The organism is Cupriavidus sp. GW823-FHT07A04 (genome assembly GCF_058794615.1).
Genome location: NZ_JBXAHA010000007.1, coordinates 37,168 through 58,817 on the forward strand (window position 1 = coordinate 37,168; position 21,650 = coordinate 58,817).

The following is a 21,650-nucleotide window of genomic DNA, read 5'->3' on the forward strand; positions in this document are numbered from 1 at the left end:
CAAGACACAGGACCACATCCAAGATGGCAATCACGCGACGAACCCTCCTCAAACGCCTTGCCGTGTCCGGCCTGGGTGCCGCCGCATCCGCCAGCCCGCTGAGCGCATTCAGCGCCAGCGGCGGCGCCAGCGGCGGCGCCAGGCCCGACGTGATCCGCATTGGCGTGGCGCAGCCGGCCACCGGCACGCCGCCCACTTTCGCGGGCAGCTCCATGGCCATCGCGCATGCGCGCGGCTGGCTGGAGGAAGCGTTCAAGCCGTCAGGCACGCGCATCGAATGGCTGTTCTTCAAGGGCGCGGGGCCGGCCGTGAATGAAGCCATCAGCACCAACCAGCTCGATTTTGCGATGCAGGGCGACCTGCCCGCCATCGTGGCGCGCGCCGCCGGTCTCAAGACACGGCTGGTGCTGGCCACGGGCGTGCGCACCAATATCTATATCGGCGTGCCGCCCGACTCCCCGCTCAAGACGGTGGCGGACCTGCGCGGCAAGCGCGTGTCGCTGTTCAAGGGCACCAATATGCATCTGCCGGCATTGCGCCTGCTTGAGGCCAACGGCCTGGCCGAGAAGGACCTGCGCTTGCTGAACCTGGACACTGCCGGCTACCTGGCCGCGCTCACCACGCGGGATATCGACGGCGCCATCGGCGCCATGGATATCCTGCGCCTGCGCGACAAGGGCGCGGTGCGCATCCTGTACTCCAGCAAGAACCAGTCGCCGATCTACACGCGCCAGAGCCATGTGCTGGTGACCGATGCGTTCGCCAGCAAGTACCCCGAAGCCACCCAGCAACTGGTCAAGACCGCGGTGCAGGCCGCACGCTGGGCCTCCGACGAAAAGAACCGCGAAGACGTGCTGCGTACCTGGGCGCGCGCCGGCACGCCCTACGAGCACTGGAAAGAAGACTACGAAGGTGAACCGCTGCGCGTGCGGCTGAACCCGAACTTCGACCCCTTCCTGGTGACCCGCTACAAGGACGCCACCGAGCAGGCGTACCGCCTGCGGCTCTCACGCGCGAAGTTCGACGTGGACCAGTGGATCGACCCGAGCTTCCTGAAGGCCGCGCTGAACGACCTGAGCCTGCAGAGCTACTGGCCGGTCTACCAGCCCAACGGCAAGATCCTCGGAGCCTGACGCGATGGCAGCCAACGATACCCTGACGCTGCCGGGTGCGGCGGGCACCGCCCCCGCGCAACGCGGCAAGCGGTTGCACGGCTGGCGGCCCACCCGGCAGCATGCCGCGTGGCTGCTGGCCTGGCCGGTGCCGCTGACGCTGCTGCTGGTCTGGTACGTGGCGGCGCGTTTCGCGTGGATTCCGCCGCAGGTGCTGCCCGCCCCCGACACCGTCTGGCACACGCTCACCGAGCTGTACCAAAGCGGCGAGCTGCAGGCCAACCTGGCCGTCAGCGCATTGCGCGTGGCGCTCGGCTTTGCGCTGGGCCTGGCCGGCGGGCTGGCGCTGGGCGTGGCGATGGGCCTGTCGCCCAGCTTCCGCGATTACGTCTACCCCACCTTCAAGGCCTTCAGCCAGGTGCCCGTGCTGGGCTGGCTGCCGCTGCTGATGCTGCTGGTCGGCATTGACGAAGCGCTCAAGATCATCCTGATTGCCAAGGCCTCACTGGTACCGATCGCGCTCAATACCTACAAGGGCATCCAGAACGTGCCCACGCGCTATATCGAGGTGGCGCGGGTGCTGCGCTTCACGCGTTGGCAACTGCTGTCGCGGGTGGTGTTTCCCGCCGCCGCCGCGCCGATCTGGAGCGGCATCCGCTACGGCCTGACGCACGCGTGGCTGGCGCTGGTGGTGGTGGAGCTGCTGGCCTCCTCCGAAGGGCTGGGCTACATGATCGTGTACGGCCGGCAGCTGTTCCAGCTCGACATGGTGATTGCGGCGGTGATCGTGGTGGGCGCGGTGGGCTTCGCGCTGGACAAGGTGCTGGCGCTGGCCGAGCGCGCGGTATTGCGCTGGCGCAAGCCGGGGCTCTGAGTTGCGGCGCAAATCAACAGCAAAGGAAAACAACATGGCCGATGCCTCCGCGACGCTGGTAACGAAATCCGGCAACCCGCGCTCCCTGCGCCTCCCGCGCGCGTTGCGCGGCTGGGTACTTCCTATCGGCCTGATCATCCTGTGGTGGGCCGCGGTGCGTTTTGGCTGGAGCACGTCGCCGCTGCTGGTGCCGGTGTCCAAGGTCTGGGCCACGGCGGTAGAGCAGGTGCGCAGCGGCGCGCTGTTTGTCGCGCTGTCGGCCAGCCTGTGGCGTGACGTTGCCGGCTTCGCGCTGGGTGCCAGCGTGGGCCTGTTGTTTGGCACCGCGCTGGGGCTGTCGCGGCTGTTCGAGCAACTGGTGGGGCCGACGTTCCACACCATCAAGCAGATCTCGCTGTTCGCCTGGATCCCGCTGATCTCGGTCTGGTTCGGGCTGGGCGACACCGCCAAGGTGGTGTTCCTGTCGCTCGCGGCTTTCTTCCCCGTGGTGCTCAACACCTTCGAGGGGATCCGCGCCGTGCCCGCCGATCTGCTGGAAGTGGCCAACGTACTGAAGTATTCGCGCCGGCAGGTGCTACTGCGCGTGGTGCTGCCGTCGGCCTCGCCGTCGATCTTCGCCGGCATCCACCTGGCACTGATCTACGCCTGGCTGGCCACGCTCGGCGCCGAGTACATGCTGGTGTCCGGCAAGGGCATCGGCAACACCCTGACCGATGGCCGCGAGAATTTCTGGATGGACCTGGTGATCTTCGGCGTGATCGTGGTCGGGTTGGTCGGCTTTACGCTGAACTGGATCGCCAGCCGTATCGAGAGCCGCCTGCTGGCGTGGCGCGGGCGCTCGGTCGCCGCCTTCTGATCCTGAACCCATTGCTTCTGAACCCGTTGCTTCTGAACCCATCCCGGAGACCTGTCATGGCCCGAGCCGGCACGCTCGATATCGCGCACCTGCGCAAGCAATATGAAGTCAAGGGCGAGCCCCTGCCCGTCCTCGAAGACATCACGCTGTCCATCGCGCCCGGCGAGTTCGTCAGCATCGTCGGCGCCAGCGGCTGCGGCAAATCGACCTTGCTGCGGCTGGTGGTGGGGCTGGAGGAGGACTACAAGGGCGAGATCCTGCTCGACGGCAAGCGCGTGGTGGGCACCAGCCTGGACCGCGGCATCGTGTTCCAGGAGCACCGGCTGTTCCCGTGGCTGACGGTGGAGCAGAACATCCGCACGGCGCTGCTCAACGCCAACCTGACCGAGACCGAGAAGCGCCGCACGGTGCGCGAGCATATCGCGCTGGTGGGGCTGGCCGGCTTCGAGACCGCGTTCCCCCACCAGCTATCGGGCGGCATGTCCCAGCGCGTGGCCATTGCCCGCGCGCTGGTCACGCGCCCGGAGATCCTGCTGCTCGACGAGCCTTTCGGCGCGCTCGACGCCCTGACCCGCGCTTACCTGCAGCAGGAGCTGCACCGCATCTGGCAGGCCGAGGGCATCACCATGATCCTGGTCACGCACGATGTCGAAGAAGCCATCTACCTGGGCGATCGCGTGGTGGTGATGGAGCCGCGGCCCGGGCGCATCCGGCGCATCCTGCCGGTGCCGCTGGCCCATCCGCGCGACCGCGCCGCGCTGGGCTTCGCACGCGTCAAGGACGACGTGCTGCAGGAATTCACCGGGCGCCCGGCCGATCTCGCGGAAGCGCCCATCAAGCGCGAACCCGATCCGGAAACCACCGACCGGCTGCCACCCCATATCCAGTTCGCGATCTGAATCGCGCCCCTCGCCCACAGGAGAATCCCAGATGACCCAGCAGCAAGCCACAGCACAAGTCAGGCTAGACATCCACCCGGTAGCCGGGCGCATCGGCGCCGAGATCCGCGGCATCAAGCTGGCGCCGGACCTCGACGCCACCACGTTCGGCGCCGTGCGCGCTGCGCTGCTGCGCCACAAGGTGCTGTTCTTGCGCGATCAGGACCACCTGGACGACAAAGCCCAGGAAGGCTTTGCCAGCCTGTTCGGCACGCCCGTGCCCCACCCCACCGTGCCCTCGCGCGACGGCACGCGGTTCCTGCTCGAACTCGATTCCGAGCACGGCGGCCGCGCCAACTCCTGGCATACCGATGTGACCTTCGACCTGGCCTACCCGCAGGTGTCCGTGCTGCGCGGCGTGGTCATTCCCGCCGCCGGCGGCGACACCGTATGGGCCAATACGGCGGCAGCCTACCAGGATCTGCCCGAGGCGCTGCGCGAACTGGCCGACCGCCTGTGGGCGCTGCATACCAACGACTACGATTACGCCGCCACCCGCAACACGGTCAGCACCGAAGCCATCAAGCGCTACCGCGAGGTCTTCACCGCCGCCATTTACGAGACCGAGCATCCGGTGGTGCGCGTGCACCCGGAAACCGGCGAGCGCACGCTGGTGCTGGGGCATTTCGTGAAGAAGCTGCTTGGCTACTCGTCCTCCGACTCGCAGCATCTGGTCTCCGTACTCCAAGACCACGTCCATCGCCTTGAGAACACGGTGCGCTGGCGCTGGCGCGCCAACGACGTGGCGATCTGGGACAACCGCGCCACCCAGCACTACGCCATCAACGACTACGGCGATGCGAAACGCGTGGTACGCCGGGTGACCATCGCGGGCGATGTGCCGGTCAGCGTGGACGGACGCCGCAGCGTATCGGTGAAGTCCGCCGCGCCCAAGCAAGCCGAGCCGGCCAACCACGCGGCGCCGGCGCGCGCCGCCGCATAAGGGAGCCGCAGATGAGCCAACCCGCACAGAAGCGCCAGCTCAAGCTCGGCGCCTTCCTGCAAGCCACCGGCCACCATGTGGCCGGCTGGCGCCACCCCGGCGCGCAGGCCGACGCCGGGCAGAATCTTGCGCACTATGTGCGGCTGGCGCAAAGCGCCGAGGCCGCGCAGTTCGATACGATCTTTCTCGCCGACGGCGTCGCAATCCGAGCGCTTGACGACGCCACCCTGCCCCGCACGGCGCGCGCCGCCAGCTTCGAGCCGCTGACACTGCTCTCGGCCCTGGCCGCGGTGACCGAGCGCATCGGCCTGGTGGCCACCGTCTCCACCACGTACAACGAGCCCTTTCACGTCGCGCGCAAATTCGCCTCGCTCGATCACCTGAGCGGCGGCCGCGCCGGCTGGAATGTGGTGACGTCGTGGTCCGACGCCGAGGCGCGCAACTTCAGCCTGGACAAGCACCCCGAGCACGCTGACCGCTACGCGCGCGCCGAGGAATTCGTGGATGTGGTGACGGGGCTTTGGGACACCTGGGAAGACGACGCATTCCTCTACGACAAGGAAAGCGGCCTGCATTTCGCGGCCAACAAGCTGCACGCACTGGATCACCACGGCAAGCATTTCCAGGTGCGCGGGCCGCTCAACGTGTCACGCCCGCCGCAGGGCCATCCGGTAATCGTGCAGGCGGGCTCGTCCGAGGCCGGACAGGAACTGGCGGCGCGCACGGCGGAGGTCATCTTTACCGCGCAGCAGTCGCTGGAGGATGCCCAGGCCTTTTACCAAGGCCTGAAAGGCCGGCTGGCGCGCTATGGCCGCACACCCGACCAGCTCAAGATCATGCCGGGCGTGTTCCCCGTGATCGGGCGCAGCGAGGCCGAAGCGAAGGAGAAATTCGAGGCGCTGCAAAGCCTGATCCATCCAGCCGTGGGGCTGGCCCTGCTGTCGCAGAACCTCGGCGGCGTGGATCTCTCCGGCTACTCGCTCGACGGGCCGCTGCCCGACGACCTGCCCGAGCCCAACGGCGCCAAGAGCCGTTTCCAGCTGGTGACCGGGCTAGCCCGGCGCGAGGGACTGACCATTCGCCAGCTCTACCTGCGCGTGGCTACCGCGCGCGGGCACTGGTCCATTCATGGCACCGCCGAGAGCATCGCCGATCAGCTGCAGGCCTGGTTTGAAGGCGGCGCCGCCGACGGCTTCAACATCATGCCGCCATGGCTGCCGGGCGGCCTCGACGACTTCATCGAACTGGTGCTGCCGGAGCTGCGCCGGCGCGGGCTGTTTCGCGAGCGCTACGCGGGCAGCACCTTGCGCGAGCACCTGGGCCTGGCGCGGCCGGCGCATCCGCGCGCGTTTGGCGACGCACGGCAGGTGGCCTGACGGGCCAGGCATTGCCTTGCGAAGAAGCAAGGGTTGCCAGTTGGCCCGTCCGAGGCGACAGGGCTGCGCAAGCACAGCCATGCTTGCATGGTCAGAACACGTGTTTCATCCCGACCATGGCACCAAGCTGGCTACCGCCGGGTGCGGGATTGGTGCCCGTTCCCGCATTGCTGACGGACTGCGCCAGGTTGCCGCCGTTGTTGATGAAGCCGGCCGTGCCGTAGACGGACGTGCGCTTGGTAAAGGCATAGACGCCGCGCGCCGCGAACAGCCATGCCTTGTCCGCGCTGTTGTGATAGCGCAGGTTGAACACCTCGCCGTCGACGCTGAAGGCCGGCGTCACCTGATACGTCACGCCGCCGTAGAACATGTCGCTCACGGGGGCCGGGCTGGCCCTGTTGTCCCGGCGTAGCCAGCCCAGGCCGATCTTGGTGTCCCGGTTGACCAGTACATAGCCGTTGATGGACAGGCGGTCATCCGTCAGGCTGCTGCGGTTCAGCCCGGCGAAGGCACCCGGGCCGCCGCGCAGCGAATCGTAGGCGGCTGCCACACTCCAGGTCGCGGTGTCGTACTTGAGCATCGCGGACCACTCCCGACAGGCGCGCTGGTCCGCTGGATTCTCCCCGGCGCAGTTGGTGCCCGAGGGGCTCGGGCCCGCGTTGACCGTATCGCGGCCGAAACTGTAGGTGGCGCCGGCGGTCAGGCCGCCGAAGGTACCCTTGTACGAGATGGCATTGTCCGTGCGTGCATTGGGCAGGTAGCTATCCAGCGAGCCCGATCCGAAGGCGTTCGGCCCCAGGATGTCGGGATCGGCCATGGCCCAGAACAGCATGGTGTACTGCCGTCCCAGCGCGACCTGCCCCCAGTTCCCCGCCAGGCCCACCAGCGCCTGGCGGCCGAACAGGCGTCCACCCTGGTTGCTGGCGCCGCTATCGGGCCCGAACCCGGACTCCAGCCAGAAGATCGCCTTCATGCCGCCGCCCAGGTCCTCGGTGCCGCGCAAGCCCCAGCGCGACGGCACCGTGCCAGTCAGGTTCGGCATGCGCAAGACATTGTCCTTCGCCGCGCCGATATGGGAGACGTACTCCACGCCCGTATCCACCACCCCATAAGCCGTCACGTTCTGCGCCGCGGCAACCACCGGGATCGCTGCCGCGATGGCTGCGACCGTATGTCCAAGTTTCATTGTCATCCTCCCGTTTCTTCTAAGATTTGGGGCAAGCCGGGGGCCTGCCGCCCAATGTCGGCACGCTATTGCGTGTTCTATGTGGTACCGCTCAGTGCGCGGCGATACGGACCGCTTGTCCGTCGGCGGCCGGGGACCGGCCAAGCAAGCCGACGCTGGCGATGGCTACCAGCAGCGGCAGCGCGAAGACGTAGTACAGGTTTGAGGTGGGCCAGCCCGCGTCGACCAGCGCGCCGGCGACCAGCGGGGCCAGCACCGCGCCGAAGCGGCCCATGCCGATCGACCAGCCCATGCCCGTGGTGCGGTTTTGCGCCGGATAGAGAATGGGCGCGTAGGCGTACAAGCCGACCATGCAGCCGAAGATGCCGCCACCGATGAACAGGGCCAGCACGAACGCCACCGACAAGGTATTGGCGTACATGCCGAATGCCACCAGCAACAAGGCGGTCAGGACAAAGCAGCTCCACAGCAGCGGCTTGAGCCCGATGCGCGCGGCAAGGAAACCGAACAACGTGCCGCCCACGATGCCACCGACGTTGAGCAGCACGCCGCCGGTAATCCCCTGCTGCGCCGACATGCCGGCCGCCACCAGCAGCTTCGGCGTCCAGCTCAGGACAAAGTAAAAGCTGAACATCACCAGGAAGAACGAAGTCCAGCTCATCAGCGTCTGCATGGCGAGGCGACCGCCAAACAAGCTGCGAACCCCGCCCTGGGCTGGCGTCTGCGCGGCGGCGCGCGCCGGCATTTCGGTAATGCGTTCGCGCCCCATGCCGGCGAGAAGCTTGTTGAGCTTGTCGACCGCGCCGGCCGGGCGCCTGGCGATCAGGAAGTCCAGCGATTCAGGCAAGCGTGCCAGCACGACCGGGATCATGGCCAGCGTGACCAGCCCGCCAAAAACGAAGACGCTGCGCCAGCCGTAGTGCAGCAACAGCACGCCGGCGATGGCGCCGCCAATCGTGGCGCCCACCGGATAACCGGTGGCCTGCAGCACGATCGCGGTGCTGCGCCACTTGTCGGAGGCGTATTCGCCCGTAATGACGTTGATGCTGGCCAGCATGCCGCCGATGCCCAGCCCGGTGATCGCCCGCATGGCCGCCAGTTGGGTCACGCTCTGCGCGAAGGCGGAACAAAGCATGCCCGCCGAGATCGTCACCAGGCAGAGCAGGATGACGGGGCGGCGCCCGAGCCGGTCGGCCCAGGGCGCCAGGAACAGCGATCCCGCCGCCATGCCGAACAGCCCGGCACTGAGCAGGACGCCAATCTCCTTGCCGCTCAGGTGCCAGTCGGCCGAGATATGCGAGGCGGTGAACGCCATCGCCAGTACGTCAAAGCCGTCGAGCATATTGAGCACGATGCAGATCGCTACCGCCATGATCTGGAACCGGCTCATCTCGCCCTGGTTGATGGTTTCCCTGATGTCGAGCTTCATTGTCTACCTCCATGGTTTTATTTTGATTTACCCGGCCGATCCGATCGATCTGGATTGACGGCAACTACAAATCCAGCACTAGCAAACCCGTCCGGGCGCGCGAGCAGCACGGCAGGAACTGATCGTTGGCGGCACGTTCCTCGTCGGTCAAATAGGCGTCGCGATGCTCCGGCTCGCCCGCCAGCACCCGCGTCAGGCAGGTTCCGCACACGCCCTGCTCGCAGGATGTCTGGATCTCCACGCCATTGGCCGACAGCGCCTGCACCACCGTCTGGTCCGGCTCAACATCGATCACCAGCCCGCTGCTCTGGACCTTCACCTGGAACGCCCCGGCGACGGCGCCCGGCACCTCGGGCGCGGCGAAGTATTCGCGGTGGAGATTCGCCTCCGGCCAGCCGGCCTCCTTCGCCCGGCGCAGCACCGCATCCATGAAGCCGGCGGGGCCGCACACATAGAGATGCGTCCGTGCGCCGGGGGCGACGAGCAAGCGTGGCAGGTCAGCCCGATGGCCCGGCGGCTCGTCGAAATAGAAATGCGTGCGGTCCCGGAGATCCTCGTGCGCAAGGCGTTCGCGGAACGCCGTATGCGCCGCCGAGCGGGTGCAGTAGTGCAACTCGAACGACGCGCCGGTCCGCGCCAGGCGCTGCGCCATGGCCAGGATGGGCGTGACACCGATGCCACCGGCAAGCAGGATCGAATGCGCGGCGCCGGCGGCCAGGGGAAAGTGGTTCTTCGGCTCGCTGATTTCCAGCGTGGCGCCCACTGCCAGCGCGTGCATGGCCACCGACCCGCCCCGGGAGGCGGGGTCGCGCAGCACGCCGATCTGGTAGCGATGGGTCTCGGCCGGGTCGTTGCACAGGGAGTACTGACGCACCAGTCCCGGCGCGATCCGTACGTCGATATGCGCGCCCGCGGTGAATGCCGGCAGGGTGCCGCCGTGCGGCGCGACCAGCTCGAACACGGCGATGCCCGACGCCGCGTCGGCCTTGCTTGCGATCCTGACCTGCATCACGCGCCCTCCGCCTGCCCGGCCTGTTCCTGCTGCAGCAGGCGATCCAGAATCCGCCGCGCCTGGACGCCGCCGGCATCGATGTTCAGCTTGAGCAGCTTGCGCTCGGGATTGGCCAGGATATTGCGCTGCTGTGCCTCCAGCATTTCCAGGTCTTCGGCGAAGATCTTGCCCTGCCCTTCGCGGATGGTTTCGGTCAGTTGCGCGTCGTCTGCCTTGAAGTTGCGCGCCATGCCCCAGAAGTACCAGATCGAGGTCTCGGTTTCCGGCGTGATGAAGTCCACCACGATGCTCGACGCCTTGTGCTGCGGCTCGGCGTGATACCCGCCCTTGCCCGCGTGCGCCACGCCCACCTCGATCATGACGTGGCTTGGCGGCGTGAAGCGGCAGATCTGCCAGCGGTCGCAAGGCACATCGTGCGCAAGGCCATTGCCGCGCAACGCCGCGGCCCAGAACGGCGGCGGCATGATGCCCTCCATATGCCGGCCGGTCACGACCATGTCGCCTTCGACCTTGGTGGCCGGTGCCGACTCTTCGATCTCGGCCTGCCCGATGCTGGAGGCATGGACGTAGGTCTCATGGGTCAGGTCCATGAGGTTGTCGATCATCAGCCGGTAGTCGCAATGGATGTGATACAGCCCGCCGCCGTGGGCCCAGTCCGCGCTCACCGCCCACTCCAGATGCGGGATCGCACCCGCATCGGCCAGCGCGGCGTCGCCAGGCCAGACCCAGACAAAACCGTAACGCTCGACGGCCGGATAACTGCGGATCGACGGAAACCCGCCGACGCGCTGCCCGGCCATCCTGGCGCATTTGCCGTCGCGGCCCATGGTCAGGCCGTGGTAGCCGCAGACCAGTTGCCCGTCGCGGACAAAACCCAGCGAAAGCGGCGCGCCACGGTGCGGGCAAAAGTCCTCCAGCGCGGCGACGTTGCCGTCCTCGCCCCGGAACAGCACCATTTTTTCATTGCAGATCGTGCGGCCAAGCGGCTTTCCCGCGAGTTCGTCCGGCGTGCAGGCCACGTACCAGGTGTTTTTCAGAAACATAGCGATCCCCTCCCTGGCGCCCGAGCGCGCCAAGGTTCAGTGACTTACGAAAGTGGATTAGGTCAGGCCGGGCGGCCTGCCCGGCGAATCAGGCTGCCGCCGAGCACCTGCGACATCGCCTGCTGGTTCTGCATGGCGATCTTGAGGTTGCGGTTGGCGATGCGGCTGTGTTCACGCATCAGCGCTTCGGCGCGGGCGCCCTCGCGCAGCTCGATCGCCTCGACCACCGAGCGGTGCTGCGCCTGCGCAAGCAGCAGCATTTCGCGCGCGCTTTCATCGATGGACTGGACCATCACGAAGGCGCTGGCGGAGGCGAACGGGATATTCATCACTTTCTCGATCTGCCGTGCAACCAGGGGGCTGCCGGCCGCCTCAGCCAACAACTGGTGGAAGCGCGCGTTGAGATCGACGTAAGCAGAGAATTTGACCGCGGTCAGCTCGCCGGTGAGCGCCGTGTCGATTTGCGTGATGCAGTCGCGCAGGCCGCTCAGGATGGTCTGGCCGACGCCGCGCTCCGCGGCAAGCCGGGCCGCCATGCCTTCCATCGTGCCCCGCAGTTCGATCGCATCGCTGATTTCACTTTCGGCGAAGGAACGGACCGCAAAGCCGCCGGACGGGATGGGCTCGACCAAGCCTTCTTCCTGCAAGCGGATCAACGCGGCCCGGATCGGGGTGCGGGAGACGCCGAGGCGCTCAACCACCCACAGTTCGGAGATGCGAGCACCCGGCGCGAGGTCGCCGCCGAGGATCAGCTCCCGCAATCCGAGCAGGGCCCGGACCGCCTGGGAAGCACTGGCGCCGGCTTTGCTGTCGCTGAGATTGTCGTTGTCGTTGTCGGTCTGCATGATGCGCTGTCTCTAATTGTGGGGGCGAGCGTGTCCGGTGATGCAAGATGGCCGCTGTTGAATACAGAGTGTATCCACAAGAAACTGACCAGGCAATGTGAAAGCTGAAAACCGAGGGTAAACGTCGATAAAACGCGAAGAACCAGAGAGTAACGAGAAGACAGGCAGCGTATTTCGGGGGAATACTCGACCACATAGAACATGTTGTATACAACGAAGAATCAAGGCCTGGCGGGGCAAAAACCCACTGCCCGCGATGCCAGAAACACATGTTCCGCTGCCGCACAAACAAAAACGACCCGGGCGCTCACGCGACCGGGTCGTCTTGTCACATCGTTTGCGTGACGCGGTTCGACAGAAAGCCGAACCGCGCTTAGCCACCCTTCACGCTCAATGCACCATCATATTGGCGTTCATGTTGTGCATGATCCACAGCGAGCCCGCCACCACGATCAGCAGGATCAGCGCGGTGAAGGCCAGGGCCATCACGTTCCAGCGCTGCTCCGACGAGCTGTCCAGGTGCAGGAAATAGATCAGGTGCACGACGATCTGCACGACCGCCAGGCCCAGGATCACGGCCAGCGTGGTCGAGGCTTCCAGCGTGCCGCCCATCACCAGCTTGAACGGGATGACGGTCAGGATCACCGCCAGCACGAAGCCGATCACATACGACTTGACGCTGCCATGGCTGGCGCCTGCGGACGTGGTGCCGTGCCCGTCGTGGGCGCGGTGAGCGCCGGCGGCAGAGACGTTGCTATGTTCCATTACATCGCTCCCATCAGGTAGACCACGGTGAACACGCCGATCCAGACGATGTCCAGAAAGTGCCAGAACAAGGCGAAGCAGGCCAGGCGCTTGGTCATGGTCGGGGTCAGGCCCTTGCGGGAGATCTGCCACATCAGCACAGCCATCCACAGCAGGCCGCTCGCCACGTGCAGGCCGTGGGTGCCGACCAGCGTGAAGAACGACGACAGGAAGGCGCTGCGCTCGGGGCCGGCGCCCTCGGCGATCATGTGATGGAACTCGTTGATTTCCATGCCGATGAACGCCACGCCCAGCAAGAACGTGATGCCGAGCCAGAACTGCAGGCGGGCACGCTGGCCGTTATGCAGGGAGATCATTGCCATGCCCGAGGTCAAGCTGCTGAACAACAGCAGGAAGGTCTCGACCAGGACGTAGTTCAGCTCGAACAACTCCTTGCCCGACGGGCCGCCCGCCACTTCGCCGCGCAGCACCGCGAACGCGGCGAACAACCCGGCGAAGATGATGCAGTCGCTCATCAGGTACACCCAGAAACCAAACACCGTGTTGGCGCTGGTGTCGTGATGGGCGTGATCGTGCGAATGATCGTGCGAGTGGGCATGCGCCTGGGCGGCGCCATGCGCGGGATAACGCTGTAGGACTTCAGTCGTCATGGTTCAGGCCTGTGACGCAATGCGCTGGAAATGGCTCGTTTCGACCGCCTTGACTTCGTGCGCGGGCACGTAGTAGTCGATGTGGTCGTCGTTGCTGCGGAAGATAAAGCTGACGATCATGCCAACCAGGCCTACCGCCGCCAGCCACCAGATATGCCAGGTCAGGGCAAAGCCCAGCGCCAGGCTGAAGGCACCGATGTAGAAGCCGGCGCCGGTGTTCTTCGGCATGTGGATCTGCTCGTAGTGCGCTTGTTGCTGCGGCACTTCACCACGCGCCTTCATATCGGCGAACGCGTCCAGGTCACGCACCACCGGGGTATGCGCGAAGTTGTAGAACGGCGGCGGCGACGAAGTTGCCCACTCCAGCGTACGGCCACCCCAGGGGTCGCCCGTCACGTCGAGGAGTTCCTTGCGGCGGCGCACGCTGACCACGATCTGCAGGATCTGGAACAGGATGCCCAGGCCGACAAACGCGGCGCCGAGCACGGCCACGTACAGGTACGGGTTCCACGCCGGATTGTCGGTGTGGTTCAGGCGACGGGTCATGCCCATGAAGCCCAGCGCGTACAGCGGCATGAAGGCCAGGTAGAAACCGATGATCCAGCACCAGAACGCGTACTTGCCCAGGCGCTCGTCGAGCTTGAAGCCGAAGGCCTTCGGGAACCAGTAGGTAATGCCGGCGATGTAGCCGAACAGCACGCCACCGATGATCACGTTGTGGAAGTGGGCGATCAGGAACAGGCTGTTGTGCAGCACGAAGTCAGCCGCCGGCACTGCCATCAGCACGCCGGTCATGCCGCCGATCACGAAGGTGACCATGAAGCCCAGCGTCCACAGCACGGGCGTGGTCATCTGCACACGGCCGCGGTACATGGTGAACAGCCAGTTGAAGATCTTCACCCCGGTCGGGATGGAGATGATCATGGTGGTGATGCCGAAGAACGCATTCACGTTGGCGCCGGAGCCCATCGTGAAGAAGTGGTGCAGCCAGACCAGGAACGACAGCACCATGATGGCGCAGGTCGCGTAGACCATGCCCTTGTAGCCGAACAGCTTCTTGCCGGAGAACGTCGAGATGATTTCCGAGAAGATGCCGAATGCCGGCAGGATCAGGATGTACACCTCGGGGTGGCCCCAGATCCAGATCAGGTTCACGTACATCATGGCGTTGCCGCCCATTTCGTTCGTGAAGAAGTGCATGCCCAGGTAGCGGTCAAGGCCCAGCAGGCCCAGCGTGACGGTCAGCACCGGGAAAGCGGCGATGATCAGCACGTTGGTGCACAGCGCGGTCCAGGTGAACACCGGCATGCGCATCAGGGTCATGCCCGGGGCGCGCATCTTGAGGATGGTCACCAGGAAGTTGACGCCGGTCAGCAAGGTGCCCAGGCCCGAGATCTGCAAGCTCCAGAGGTAGTAGTCCACCCCCACGCCAGGGCTGTACGCAATGCCGGACAACGGCGGATAGGCCAGCCAGCCGGTGCGCGCGAACTCGCCGACGCCCAGCGAGACGTTGACCAGCATCGCGCCGGCAACGAACAGCCAGAAGCTCAGCGTGTTGAGGAACGGGAAGGCCACGTCGCGCGCGCCGATCTGCAGCGGCACGACCAGGTTCATCAGGCCCGTCATCAGCGGCATCGCCACGAAGAAGATCATGATCACGCCGTGGGCGGTGAAGATCTGGTCGTAGTGCTCAGGCGGCAGGATGCCCGGCGAGCCGTTGGTGGACAACGCCAGCTGGGTACGCATCATGATGGCGTCGGCAAAGCCGCGCAGCAGCATGATCAGCGCAACCACGGAATACATGATGCCGATCTTCTTGTGGTCGACCGAGGTGAACCAGTCGTTCCACAGCCATTTCCACTTGCCGAAATAGGTGATCAGCGCGCATAGCGCCACGCCACCCAGCGCCACCATCGTCAACGTGCCCATGATGATGGGCTCGTGGAACGGGATGGCATCCAAACTCAATTTGCCAAACATCTCTACTCCTAGGAATTCGAGCCCGGCGCCGGCGTAGCGGGCGCGGCCATGGACACCTGGCTCACGCCAAGGGTGTTGCGCGAGGTGCAGACGGGACCAAACGAGGTGCCGTTGCCGGCGATAGCGCCACCGGCGCCGTCCATGTACTTGTGCAGGATGCCGTGGTACAGCTGCGGATCGACCTTGGCGTACAGCGCCACGGGATTCGCCTCGCTGGGCTTGGCCAGCGCGCTGTAGTCAGCCAGGGTCAGCTGGCTCGACGAGGCGCGGACCTGCTTGACCCACGCCTCGAAGTCGAAGTTCGACACCGACTTGGCCTTGAACTTCATGCCCGAGAAGCCGCCGCCGCTGTAGTTGGCCGACATGCCGTCGAACGCGCCGGTCTCGCTGGCGATCAGGTGCAGCTTGGTCTCCATGCCCGCCATGGCGTACACCTGGCTGCCCAGTTGCGGAATGAAGAAGGAATTCATGATCGAATCCGACGTGATCTTGAAGTTCACGGGAGTGTTCACCGGGAACGCGATCTCGTTGACCGTGGCAATGCCCAGGTCCGGATAGATGAACAGCCATTTCCAGTTCAGCGCAACCGCCTCGATGGTGATCGGCTTGACGTTGGATTCGATGGGCTTATAGGGGTCCAGGTCGTGCGAGGACTTCCACGTGATGATGCCCAGCACCAGGATGATCAGGCAGGGAATCAGCCAGACCACGACTTCGATCCCGGTCGAGTGGGACCAGTCCGGCTCGTAGCGAGCCGACTTGTTGCTGGCGCGGTACTTCCAGGCGAAGGTGAAGACCAGCGCGATCACCGGCACCACGACAAGCAGCATCAACCAGGTCGCGATCAGGATGATGTTTTTGACGTCGGCGCCAATCTGGCCCTTCGGATCTAGCACGGCCATGTTGCATCCGGCCAGCAAGAGCACGGCGGCGCAAGGCATTAGCCGCGTCCAACGCGGAAGTTTGGGTATCTTCATGTCACGACTGGTTGAGTTGGCCACGGCAGCGACGGCGCGGCGTGATTCTGCTGCCAGATGCGCGAGCAAGAGGCAGGCTTAAGGCTTGGGGGAAACTGGGTCAGATCCGGGTCAAGCGACCGGTGTGCCGGGGGACGCGCCGATCAGCGGCAGCCTGGCTTGGTCCTTGTGGGACGGATCAAAGTGGGACTGCGGCGGTCCACACAGGAGGACGTCGGCGTGGCGCGGCCCGGCGAGCTTGCCTGGTGGGCAAGCAGGGTGTTCGGGTGAGGTTCGCGGTACGTCAGACATCGTGGCCGCGAATCTACCGCATCGCAGCATTGAGGGTAAACCCGTGATCTAGAACACACTGTCCGGAAAATCGGACAATGCAGCTTCTTCTGCCATCTCACAGGCAACACCCAACTAAGCCGAGACATTTTTGACTGCGGCAAGGTGTCGCAGGGGTGCGCACCCTTGAAAGCGGCTGCACAAACCGCAACGCGCGTGCGGTGAGCATTTCAGTGGGCAATGCGGTGGAAAGCAGGATGCCATGGACCGCCAAAACCTGCTTGCCGGCGCGTTGCGCCCGCCGCGGTTCTATGCAAATGCAATAACCTTCGTTCCCCTCCTCGCGCGATTTCGCAACCATAGGGCCGCATCCCAACCTCAGACCCTTGCTACCGCATCGTCGACTTCGGAGAACATCGCAATGCATCCTTTCCGCCAATGGCTACCCGTTGTCGGCCGCGCCCTGGCCATCGCCGCGCTGTCCTGGTCCGCCGCCGGCCATGCCGCCGACGCGTCGGTCCGCGTGGGCTACCAGAAGGCCGGCCTGCTGGCCGTGCTCAAAGCGCAGGGCTCGCTGGAGAAAAAGCTCGCCCCGCTCGGCTTCAAGGTGGAGTGGAAGGAATTCCCCGCCGGCCCGCAGTTGCTGGAGGCGCTCAATGCCGGCGGCATCGACTTTGGCTACACGGGCGCGCCGCCGGCAGTGTTCGCCCAGGCGGCGCGTGCCAACTTTGTCTACGTGGGCGCAGAGCCAGGCGGCAAGACCAACGAGGCGCTGTTCGTGCTGGAGAAGTCGCCGATCCGCTCGGTGGCCGACCTGCGCGGCAAGCGCATCGCCTTGCAAAAAGGCTCCAGCTCCAACTACCTGCTGGTGCAGTTGCTGAACAAGCATGGGCTGGCCCTGCAGGACATCCAGCCGATCTACCTGCCGCCCGCCGATGCGCGCGCCGCCTTCGAGAGCGGCAACGTGGACGCCTGGGTGGTCTGGGACCCGTACTACGCGCTGGCGCAGAAGGCGCTGAAGGTGCGCACCATCGCCGACTATGAAGGCGTGCCCTCCCCCTTCAACTTCTATGAAGCCGCCAACGGCTTCGTCAAAGCGCAGCCGCAAGTGGTCAATGCCATCCTGGAGCAACTGCGCACGACCGGCCTGTGGGTGGTGAAGAACCCCGGCGAGACTGCCGCCCTGCTCGCGCCTGCCGTGGGCCTGGACACGCAGGTCGTGGAGACCTGGCTCAAGCGCGTGCCGTACGGCGCCACCCCGGTGACGCCGGAGGTGATCGCCGCCCAGCAGCGGGTGGCCGACCTGTTCCATGAGCAGAAACTGATCCCCACCGCCGTCAAGGTCAAGGACAACGTCTGGCAGGCGAGCTTCCCCCTGGCCAGCCAGTAAGGGGCCAAGGCCCGAATCCGGGGCGGGCCCGCGCGGTCCGCCCCGGATGGCACACGCGAACCACGGCTGCTACCATGCCCGTTCCTGAGCGTATTCATTCCAACAAGAAGACAACGACATCATGAAAATCGAGACAATTGCCGTTCACGGCGGCTACTCCCCGGACCCCACCACGCGTGCCGTGGCCGTGCCGATCTACCAGACCGTTGCGTATGCGTTCGACAACGCGCAGCACGGGGCCGACCTGTTCGACCTCAAGGTGCCCGGCAATATCTACAGCCGCATCATGAACCCCACCAACGACGTGCTGGAGCAGCGGCTGGCCGCGCTCGAGGGCGGCGTGGGCGCGCTGGCGCTGGCGTCCGGCATGGCGGCCATCACCTATGCCATCCAGACCATCGCCGAGGCCGGCGACAACATCATCTCGGCCAGCCAGCTCTATGGCGGCACCTACAACCTGTTCGCGCACACGCTGCCCCTGTCCGGCATCGAGACCCGCTTTGCCGATGGCCGCAACCCGGCCGCCTTCGGCGACCTGGTGGATGCGCGCACCAAGGCGATCTTCGTGGAGTCGGTGGGCAACCCGCTGGGCAACATCGTCGATATCGCAGCCATCGCCAAGGTGGCGCATAGCCACGGCATCCCGCTGATCGTGGACAACACCGTGCCCTCGCCCTACCTGTGCCGTCCGTTCGAGCATGGCGCGGACATTGTCGTGCACTCGCTCACCAAATACCTGGGCGGCCACGGCAACAGCGTGGGCGGCGCCATTGTCGATAGCGGCAAGTTCCCGTGGGCCGAGCACAAGGCGCGCTTCAAGCGCCTGAACGAGCCGGATGTGTCGTACCACGGCGTGGTCTACACCGAAGCGCTCGGCGCCGCCGCCTATATCGGCCGCGCCCGCGTGGTGCCGCTGCGCAATACCGGCGCGGCGCTGTCGCCGTTCAATGCCTTCCTGATCCTGCAAGGCATCGAGACCCTGGCGCTGCGCCTGGACCGCATCACCGAGAACGCACTGGCTGTCGCGCGCCACCTGAAGGCCAGCCCCAAGGTGGAGTGGGTCAACTTTGCCGGCCTGCCGGAGCACCCGGACCATGCGCTGGTGCAGCGCTACCTGGGCGGGCGCGGCCCCGGCATCCTGTCGTTCGGCCTGAAGAGCGGCGGCCGCGAAGCCGGCGCGCGCTTCCTGGACGCGCTGCAACTGTTCACCCGCCTGGTCAACATCGGCGACGCCAAGTCGCTGGCGACCCATCCGGCCTCCACCACGCACCGCCAGCTCGACGCCGCCGAGCTGAAGGCCGCCGGTGTCAGCGAAGACATGGTGCGCCTGTCGATCGGCATCGAGCACATCGACGACCTGCTGGAAGACCTGGAGCGCGCGCTGGCCGCGGCCTGAGGGGTGGCGGGGTAGCGCAGTAGCTGGCGTCGCAACGCGGCGCTCGCAACAAGAAGGGCCGGTGGCACATGGATGCCACCGGCCCTTCTTGTTTTCCGCCGCGCTGGCGATCGCTTAAGCCCGCCGCTTAAGCCCGCTTGGGAAGCCCAAAAATGGGAAGCACAAACAAAAACGCCCACCAATGAGGCGGGCGCGAATCCAATTCCTTGGTGGGATTGGAGGAGACAGTTCAATCATAACCGCAATACGGGTTATCCCGCAACTACTACCCGATTGCGTATGCATATTCCGCAGCGCAACAGCCGTTGGCGTCACACGAACGCCTGCAAACCCACATACAGGCATATGCAAGTGCGTTATAAGACCATGCATTTTTACTCGTTCCTTGAACGTATGCACTTCCCTACAATGGGCATCCTTGCTTGCCGCCATCCCGGTAAGCCACGATGCACACAAACAATACGGGGAGCTTTAGATGAAACTGGGTTTCGGAATTCGACTGATTGCCGCGGTGCTCGCGCTCGGCGCGATCCAGACGGCCGGCGCGGCTGATCCGGACAAAAAGGAAATCCGCTTCGGCGCCACCGCTGGTCCCTACTCCGACCAGATCCGCTACGGCATCAAGCCCCTGCTGGAAAAAAAAGGCTACAAGGTCACTATCGTTGAGTTCAGCGACTACGTGCAGCCCAACCTGGCGCTGGCCGATGGCGCCATCGACGCCAATGCCTTCCAGCACGTGGCCTACCTGAAGAAGTTCTCCGGCGACCGCAAGCTGCAATTGTCGGAAGTCATCCAGGTCCCCACCGCCCCGATCGGCATCTACAGCCGCAAGCACAAGTCGCTGACGGAAGTGAAGCCGGGCGCGTCGGTGTCGCTGCCTAACGATCCGTCCAACCTGGCACGCGCCATCGCCATGCTCCAGCAGATCGGCTGGATCACGCTCAAGGCCGGCACCGACCCGATCCGCGCCAGCGAGCGCGACATCGAAGGCAACCCGAACAAGCTCAAGCTGATCCAGCTCGAAGCCGCGCAGCTGCCGCGCTCGCTCGACGACGTGGACTTCGCCTTCGTCAACGGCAACTTCGCGCTGTCCTCCGGCCTCAAGCTAACCGAAGCGCTCAGCCTGGAAAAGATTCCCGACTACTACATGAACCTGGTTGCCGTGCGCACCGCCGACACCGGCAAGCCGTTCGTCAAGGACATCCGCGAGGCTTACCAGTCGCCGGAATTCAAGGCGACCACGCAGCAACGCTTTGCCGGCTTCCTGCCGCCGGCCTACCAGCGCTAAGCCAGGCCGCGCACCGATGGCGCGGCGCTGTCAGGGAGCCCCCATGCGGGGCTCTTTTTCTTTGACGCGCCATCATGCACATCGGCACGCACCCGCGCCGGCTTCTTCACACCTCCCCGCATAAGCAACTGCGGCATTCTTCGTTCCTTGCGGCATGGCTTTCGCCTACCCTCTTCCCCTTACAACTTGAAAGACACGCGGGGAGCGGCAATGACAAACGAACTCAACCAGCGGCGGCGGAGAATCGTTGTCAGCGGCATGCTGGCCGCCGGCACGGCCGGCGCGCTTGGCACGGCCTTGCCAGCACGCGCGCAGGCGCCAAAGCACACACTGCGCATCGGCTTCCAGAAATCGTCCACGCTGATGATCCTGCTGAAATCACGCGAGACGCTGGAGAAGGCGCTCGCGCCGCTGGGCGCATCGGTGCAATGGTATGAATTCACCTCGGGCCTGCCGCTGCTGGAATCCCTCAATATCGGCAACCTCGACCTGAGCGCGGACGTGGCCGACGCGGTGCCGCCCTTCGCGCTCGCGGCCGGCGCCAACCTGACCTACTATGCCATCGAGACGCCCTCGCCCGAAGCGCAGGCCATTGTGGTGCGGCAGGATTCGCCGATCAAGGAAATCGCCCACCTCAAAGGCCAGCGCATTGCCTTTGCCAAGGGCGCGGGCGCGCACTACCTGCTGCTCGAAGCGCTGGCCAGCGCCGGGCTGTCGATCCGCGATATCGAGCCCGCCTACCTGAGCCCGGCCGACGCGCGCGCCGCCTTCGAGCGCGGCAGCGTGGCCGCCTGGGTGATCTGGGACCCGTTCCTGGCGGCAGTGCAACGCCAGGCCAACGCGCGCATCCTGCGCGATGGCAAGGGGCTTTCGAGCTACCGGCGCTTCTACCTCGCCGCCACGCCGTACGCGCGAAAGCATGCGGACGTGCTGGCCGTGGTCTATGAAGAACTGCGCCGCGCCGGCGAATGGATCAAGCAAAACCCCGCGGCCGCCGCGCAGTGGCATGCGCCGCTGATCGGCCTGGACGCGCCCACGGTGGAAGCCGCCAACCGCCGCCGGACGTACCAGGTGCAGACGGTAGATGCGGCCTCGCTCGATGAGCAGCAGCGCATCGCCGATGCGTTCACCAGCCAGAAGATCCTGCCGCGCAAGGTCGTGGTGGCGGAGTCGCCGGTATGGCGGCGCGCTTGACCCTCGGGACCCTTCGCTTGCCGCCACGTTAGCAGTTGAAGGTCCGTGCGCACTGGCAGCGGAAAAGACACAGCGCTCTCACGCGCAGAACACGACCTCACAAAGACGAGAGGCCTCCACTTCGGA

19 protein-coding genes are annotated in these 21,650 nt (G+C 65.5%); 10 read left to right on the forward strand and 9 right to left on the reverse strand.

Annotated elements, in window-relative coordinates; all coding sequences use genetic code 11:
• The first annotated feature begins 23 nt into the window (after nt 1–23).
• From AC1Q7Q_RS13605 to AC1Q7Q_RS13630, 6 genes are read left to right on the forward strand one after another with little or no spacing between them, the layout of a single operon-like run.
• Entirely contained in the window at nt 24–1,133 is a 1,110-nt protein-coding gene (locus tag AC1Q7Q_RS13605) for an ABC transporter substrate-binding protein (RefSeq protein ID WP_492375129.1), read from the forward strand.
• Between the two features lie 4 nt (nt 1,134–1,137).
• Nucleotides 1,138–1,986 (forward strand): ABC transporter permease, encoded by an 849-nt coding sequence (locus tag AC1Q7Q_RS13610; RefSeq protein WP_492375128.1) that lies wholly within the window; start codon nt 1,138–1,140, stop codon nt 1,984–1,986.
• A gap of 34 nt (nt 1,987–2,020) precedes the next feature.
• The gene (locus tag AC1Q7Q_RS13615; RefSeq protein ID WP_492375127.1) at nt 2,021–2,842 is read left to right on the forward strand and encodes an ABC transporter permease; all 822 of its coding nucleotides are present in this window, start codon (nt 2,021–2,023) and stop codon (nt 2,840–2,842) included.
• Nucleotides 2,843–2,898: 56 nt separating this feature from the next.
• A complete protein-coding gene (locus AC1Q7Q_RS13620; protein WP_492375126.1) occupies nt 2,899–3,741 on the forward strand; it encodes an ABC transporter ATP-binding protein in 843 nt (280 codons plus the stop codon).
• A 31-nt stretch (nt 3,742–3,772) separates the two neighbouring features.
• Nucleotides 3,773–4,723, forward strand: a complete 951-nt coding sequence (locus tag AC1Q7Q_RS13625) for a TauD/TfdA dioxygenase family protein (protein WP_492375125.1) — start codon at nt 3,773–3,775, stop codon at nt 4,721–4,723.
• 11 nt (nt 4,724–4,734) lie between these two features.
• Nucleotides 4,735–6,099 (forward strand): LLM class flavin-dependent oxidoreductase, encoded by a 1,365-nt coding sequence (locus tag AC1Q7Q_RS13630; protein WP_492375124.1) that lies wholly within the window; start codon nt 4,735–4,737, stop codon nt 6,097–6,099.
• Between the two features lie 91 nt (nt 6,100–6,190).
• Here the strand turns inward: AC1Q7Q_RS13630 and AC1Q7Q_RS13635 are convergent, their stop codons facing one another.
• The 9 genes from AC1Q7Q_RS13635 to cyoA form a co-directional block, all read right to left on the reverse strand.
• Nucleotides 6,191–7,285, reverse strand: coding sequence for a porin (locus tag AC1Q7Q_RS13635; RefSeq protein ID WP_492375123.1), 1,095 nt, complete (start codon nt 7,283–7,285; stop codon nt 6,191–6,193).
• Between the two features lie 91 nt (nt 7,286–7,376).
• Complete coding sequence (locus tag AC1Q7Q_RS13640) at nt 7,377–8,714, reverse strand: MFS transporter (protein WP_492375122.1); 1,338 nt, start codon at nt 8,712–8,714, stop codon at nt 7,377–7,379.
• Nucleotides 8,715–8,778: 64 nt separating this feature from the next.
• Nucleotides 8,779–9,723 (reverse strand): PDR/VanB family oxidoreductase, encoded by a 945-nt coding sequence (locus AC1Q7Q_RS13645; RefSeq protein WP_492375121.1) that lies wholly within the window; start codon nt 9,721–9,723, stop codon nt 8,779–8,781.
• Nucleotides 9,723–10,769: a Rieske 2Fe-2S domain-containing protein gene (locus AC1Q7Q_RS13650; RefSeq protein WP_492375120.1), complete on the reverse strand. Its 1,047-nt coding sequence runs from the start codon at nt 10,767–10,769 to the stop codon at nt 9,723–9,725. Before AC1Q7Q_RS13650 ends, AC1Q7Q_RS13645 begins: the two co-directional genes overlap by 1 nt.
• Before the next feature lie 62 nt (nt 10,770–10,831).
• Entirely contained in the window at nt 10,832–11,614 is a 783-nt protein-coding gene (locus AC1Q7Q_RS13655; RefSeq protein WP_043356066.1) for a GntR family transcriptional regulator, read from the reverse strand.
• A 390-nt stretch (nt 11,615–12,004) separates the two neighbouring features.
• Complete coding sequence (locus AC1Q7Q_RS13660; RefSeq protein WP_150987177.1) at nt 12,005–12,379, reverse strand: cytochrome o ubiquinol oxidase subunit IV; 375 nt, start codon at nt 12,377–12,379, stop codon at nt 12,005–12,007.
• Nucleotides 12,379–13,029, reverse strand: a complete 651-nt coding sequence (gene cyoC, locus AC1Q7Q_RS13665; protein WP_477133450.1) for a cytochrome o ubiquinol oxidase subunit III — start codon at nt 13,027–13,029, stop codon at nt 12,379–12,381. The genes AC1Q7Q_RS13660 and cyoC overlap by 1 nt, the downstream gene beginning before the upstream one ends.
• A 3-nt stretch (nt 13,030–13,032) precedes the next feature.
• On the reverse strand, nt 13,033–15,009 hold the full coding sequence (cyoB, locus tag AC1Q7Q_RS13670; protein WP_492375119.1) for a cytochrome o ubiquinol oxidase subunit I: 1,977 nt from the start codon (nt 15,007–15,009) through the stop codon (nt 13,033–13,035).
• Nucleotides 15,010–15,017: 8 nt separating this feature from the next.
• Nucleotides 15,018–15,986 carry a ubiquinol oxidase subunit II gene (gene cyoA, locus AC1Q7Q_RS13675; RefSeq protein WP_492375118.1) on the reverse strand — a complete coding sequence of 323 codons (969 nt, stop codon included), beginning with the start codon at nt 15,984–15,986 and terminating at the stop codon, nt 15,018–15,020.
• 691 nt (nt 15,987–16,677) lie between these two features.
• Between cyoA and AC1Q7Q_RS13680 the strand changes: the two genes are divergently transcribed.
• From AC1Q7Q_RS13680 to AC1Q7Q_RS13695, 4 genes are all read left to right on the forward strand, one after another.
• Nucleotides 16,678–17,646, forward strand: coding sequence for an aliphatic sulfonate ABC transporter substrate-binding protein (locus AC1Q7Q_RS13680; RefSeq protein WP_492375117.1), 969 nt, complete (start codon nt 16,678–16,680; stop codon nt 17,644–17,646).
• Nucleotides 17,647–17,767: 121 nt separating this feature from the next.
• A complete protein-coding gene (locus tag AC1Q7Q_RS13685; protein WP_492375116.1) occupies nt 17,768–19,042 on the forward strand; it encodes an O-acetylhomoserine aminocarboxypropyltransferase/cysteine synthase family protein in 1,275 nt (424 codons plus the stop codon).
• A gap of 475 nt (nt 19,043–19,517) precedes the next feature.
• On the forward strand, nt 19,518–20,330 hold the full coding sequence (locus AC1Q7Q_RS13690; RefSeq protein ID WP_492375115.1) for a MetQ/NlpA family ABC transporter substrate-binding protein: 813 nt from the start codon (nt 19,518–19,520) through the stop codon (nt 20,328–20,330).
• Nucleotides 20,331–20,540: 210 nt separating this feature from the next.
• Complete coding sequence (locus AC1Q7Q_RS13695; RefSeq protein ID WP_492375114.1) at nt 20,541–21,524, forward strand: aliphatic sulfonate ABC transporter substrate-binding protein; 984 nt, start codon at nt 20,541–20,543, stop codon at nt 21,522–21,524.
• The last annotated feature ends 126 nt before the right edge of the window (nt 21,525–21,650 follow it).

Coding starts and splice junctions, on each gene's coding strand:
- cyoC (WP_477133450.1), bottom strand. CDS start 13,029: ATGACGACTGAAGTCCTACAGCGTTATCCCGCGCATGGCGCCGCCCAG.
- cyoA (WP_492375118.1), bottom strand. CDS start 15,986: ATGAAGATACCCAAACTTCCGCGTTGGACGCGGCTAATGCCTTGCGCC.
- AC1Q7Q_RS13605 (WP_492375129.1), top strand. CDS start 24: ATGGCAATCACGCGACGAACCCTCCTCAAACGCCTTGCCGTGTCCGGC.
- AC1Q7Q_RS13645 (WP_492375121.1), bottom strand. CDS start 9,723: ATGCAGGTCAGGATCGCAAGCAAGGCCGACGCGGCGTCGGGCATCGCC.
- AC1Q7Q_RS13650 (WP_492375120.1), bottom strand. CDS start 10,769: ATGTTTCTGAAAAACACCTGGTACGTGGCCTGCACGCCGGACGAACTC.
- AC1Q7Q_RS13685 (WP_492375116.1), top strand. CDS start 17,768: ATGAAAATCGAGACAATTGCCGTTCACGGCGGCTACTCCCCGGACCCC.
- AC1Q7Q_RS13610 (WP_492375128.1), top strand. CDS start 1,138: ATGGCAGCCAACGATACCCTGACGCTGCCGGGTGCGGCGGGCACCGCC.
- AC1Q7Q_RS13640 (WP_492375122.1), bottom strand. CDS start 8,714: ATGAAGCTCGACATCAGGGAAACCATCAACCAGGGCGAGATGAGCCGG.
- AC1Q7Q_RS13695 (WP_492375114.1), top strand. CDS start 20,541: ATGACAAACGAACTCAACCAGCGGCGGCGGAGAATCGTTGTCAGCGGC.
- AC1Q7Q_RS13620 (WP_492375126.1), top strand. CDS start 2,899: ATGGCCCGAGCCGGCACGCTCGATATCGCGCACCTGCGCAAGCAATAT.
- AC1Q7Q_RS13615 (WP_492375127.1), top strand. CDS start 2,021: ATGGCCGATGCCTCCGCGACGCTGGTAACGAAATCCGGCAACCCGCGC.
- AC1Q7Q_RS13660 (WP_150987177.1), bottom strand. CDS start 12,379: ATGGAACATAGCAACGTCTCTGCCGCCGGCGCTCACCGCGCCCACGAC.
- AC1Q7Q_RS13630 (WP_492375124.1), top strand. CDS start 4,735: ATGAGCCAACCCGCACAGAAGCGCCAGCTCAAGCTCGGCGCCTTCCTG.
- AC1Q7Q_RS13625 (WP_492375125.1), top strand. CDS start 3,773: ATGACCCAGCAGCAAGCCACAGCACAAGTCAGGCTAGACATCCACCCG.
- AC1Q7Q_RS13655 (WP_043356066.1), bottom strand. CDS start 11,614: ATGCAGACCGACAACGACAACGACAATCTCAGCGACAGCAAAGCCGGC.
- AC1Q7Q_RS13635 (WP_492375123.1), bottom strand. CDS start 7,285: ATGAAACTTGGACATACGGTCGCAGCCATCGCGGCAGCGATCCCGGTG.
- AC1Q7Q_RS13690 (WP_492375115.1), top strand. CDS start 19,518: ATGAAACTGGGTTTCGGAATTCGACTGATTGCCGCGGTGCTCGCGCTC.
- cyoB (WP_492375119.1), bottom strand. CDS start 15,009: ATGTTTGGCAAATTGAGTTTGGATGCCATCCCGTTCCACGAGCCCATC.
- AC1Q7Q_RS13680 (WP_492375117.1), top strand. CDS start 16,678: ATGCATCCTTTCCGCCAATGGCTACCCGTTGTCGGCCGCGCCCTGGCC.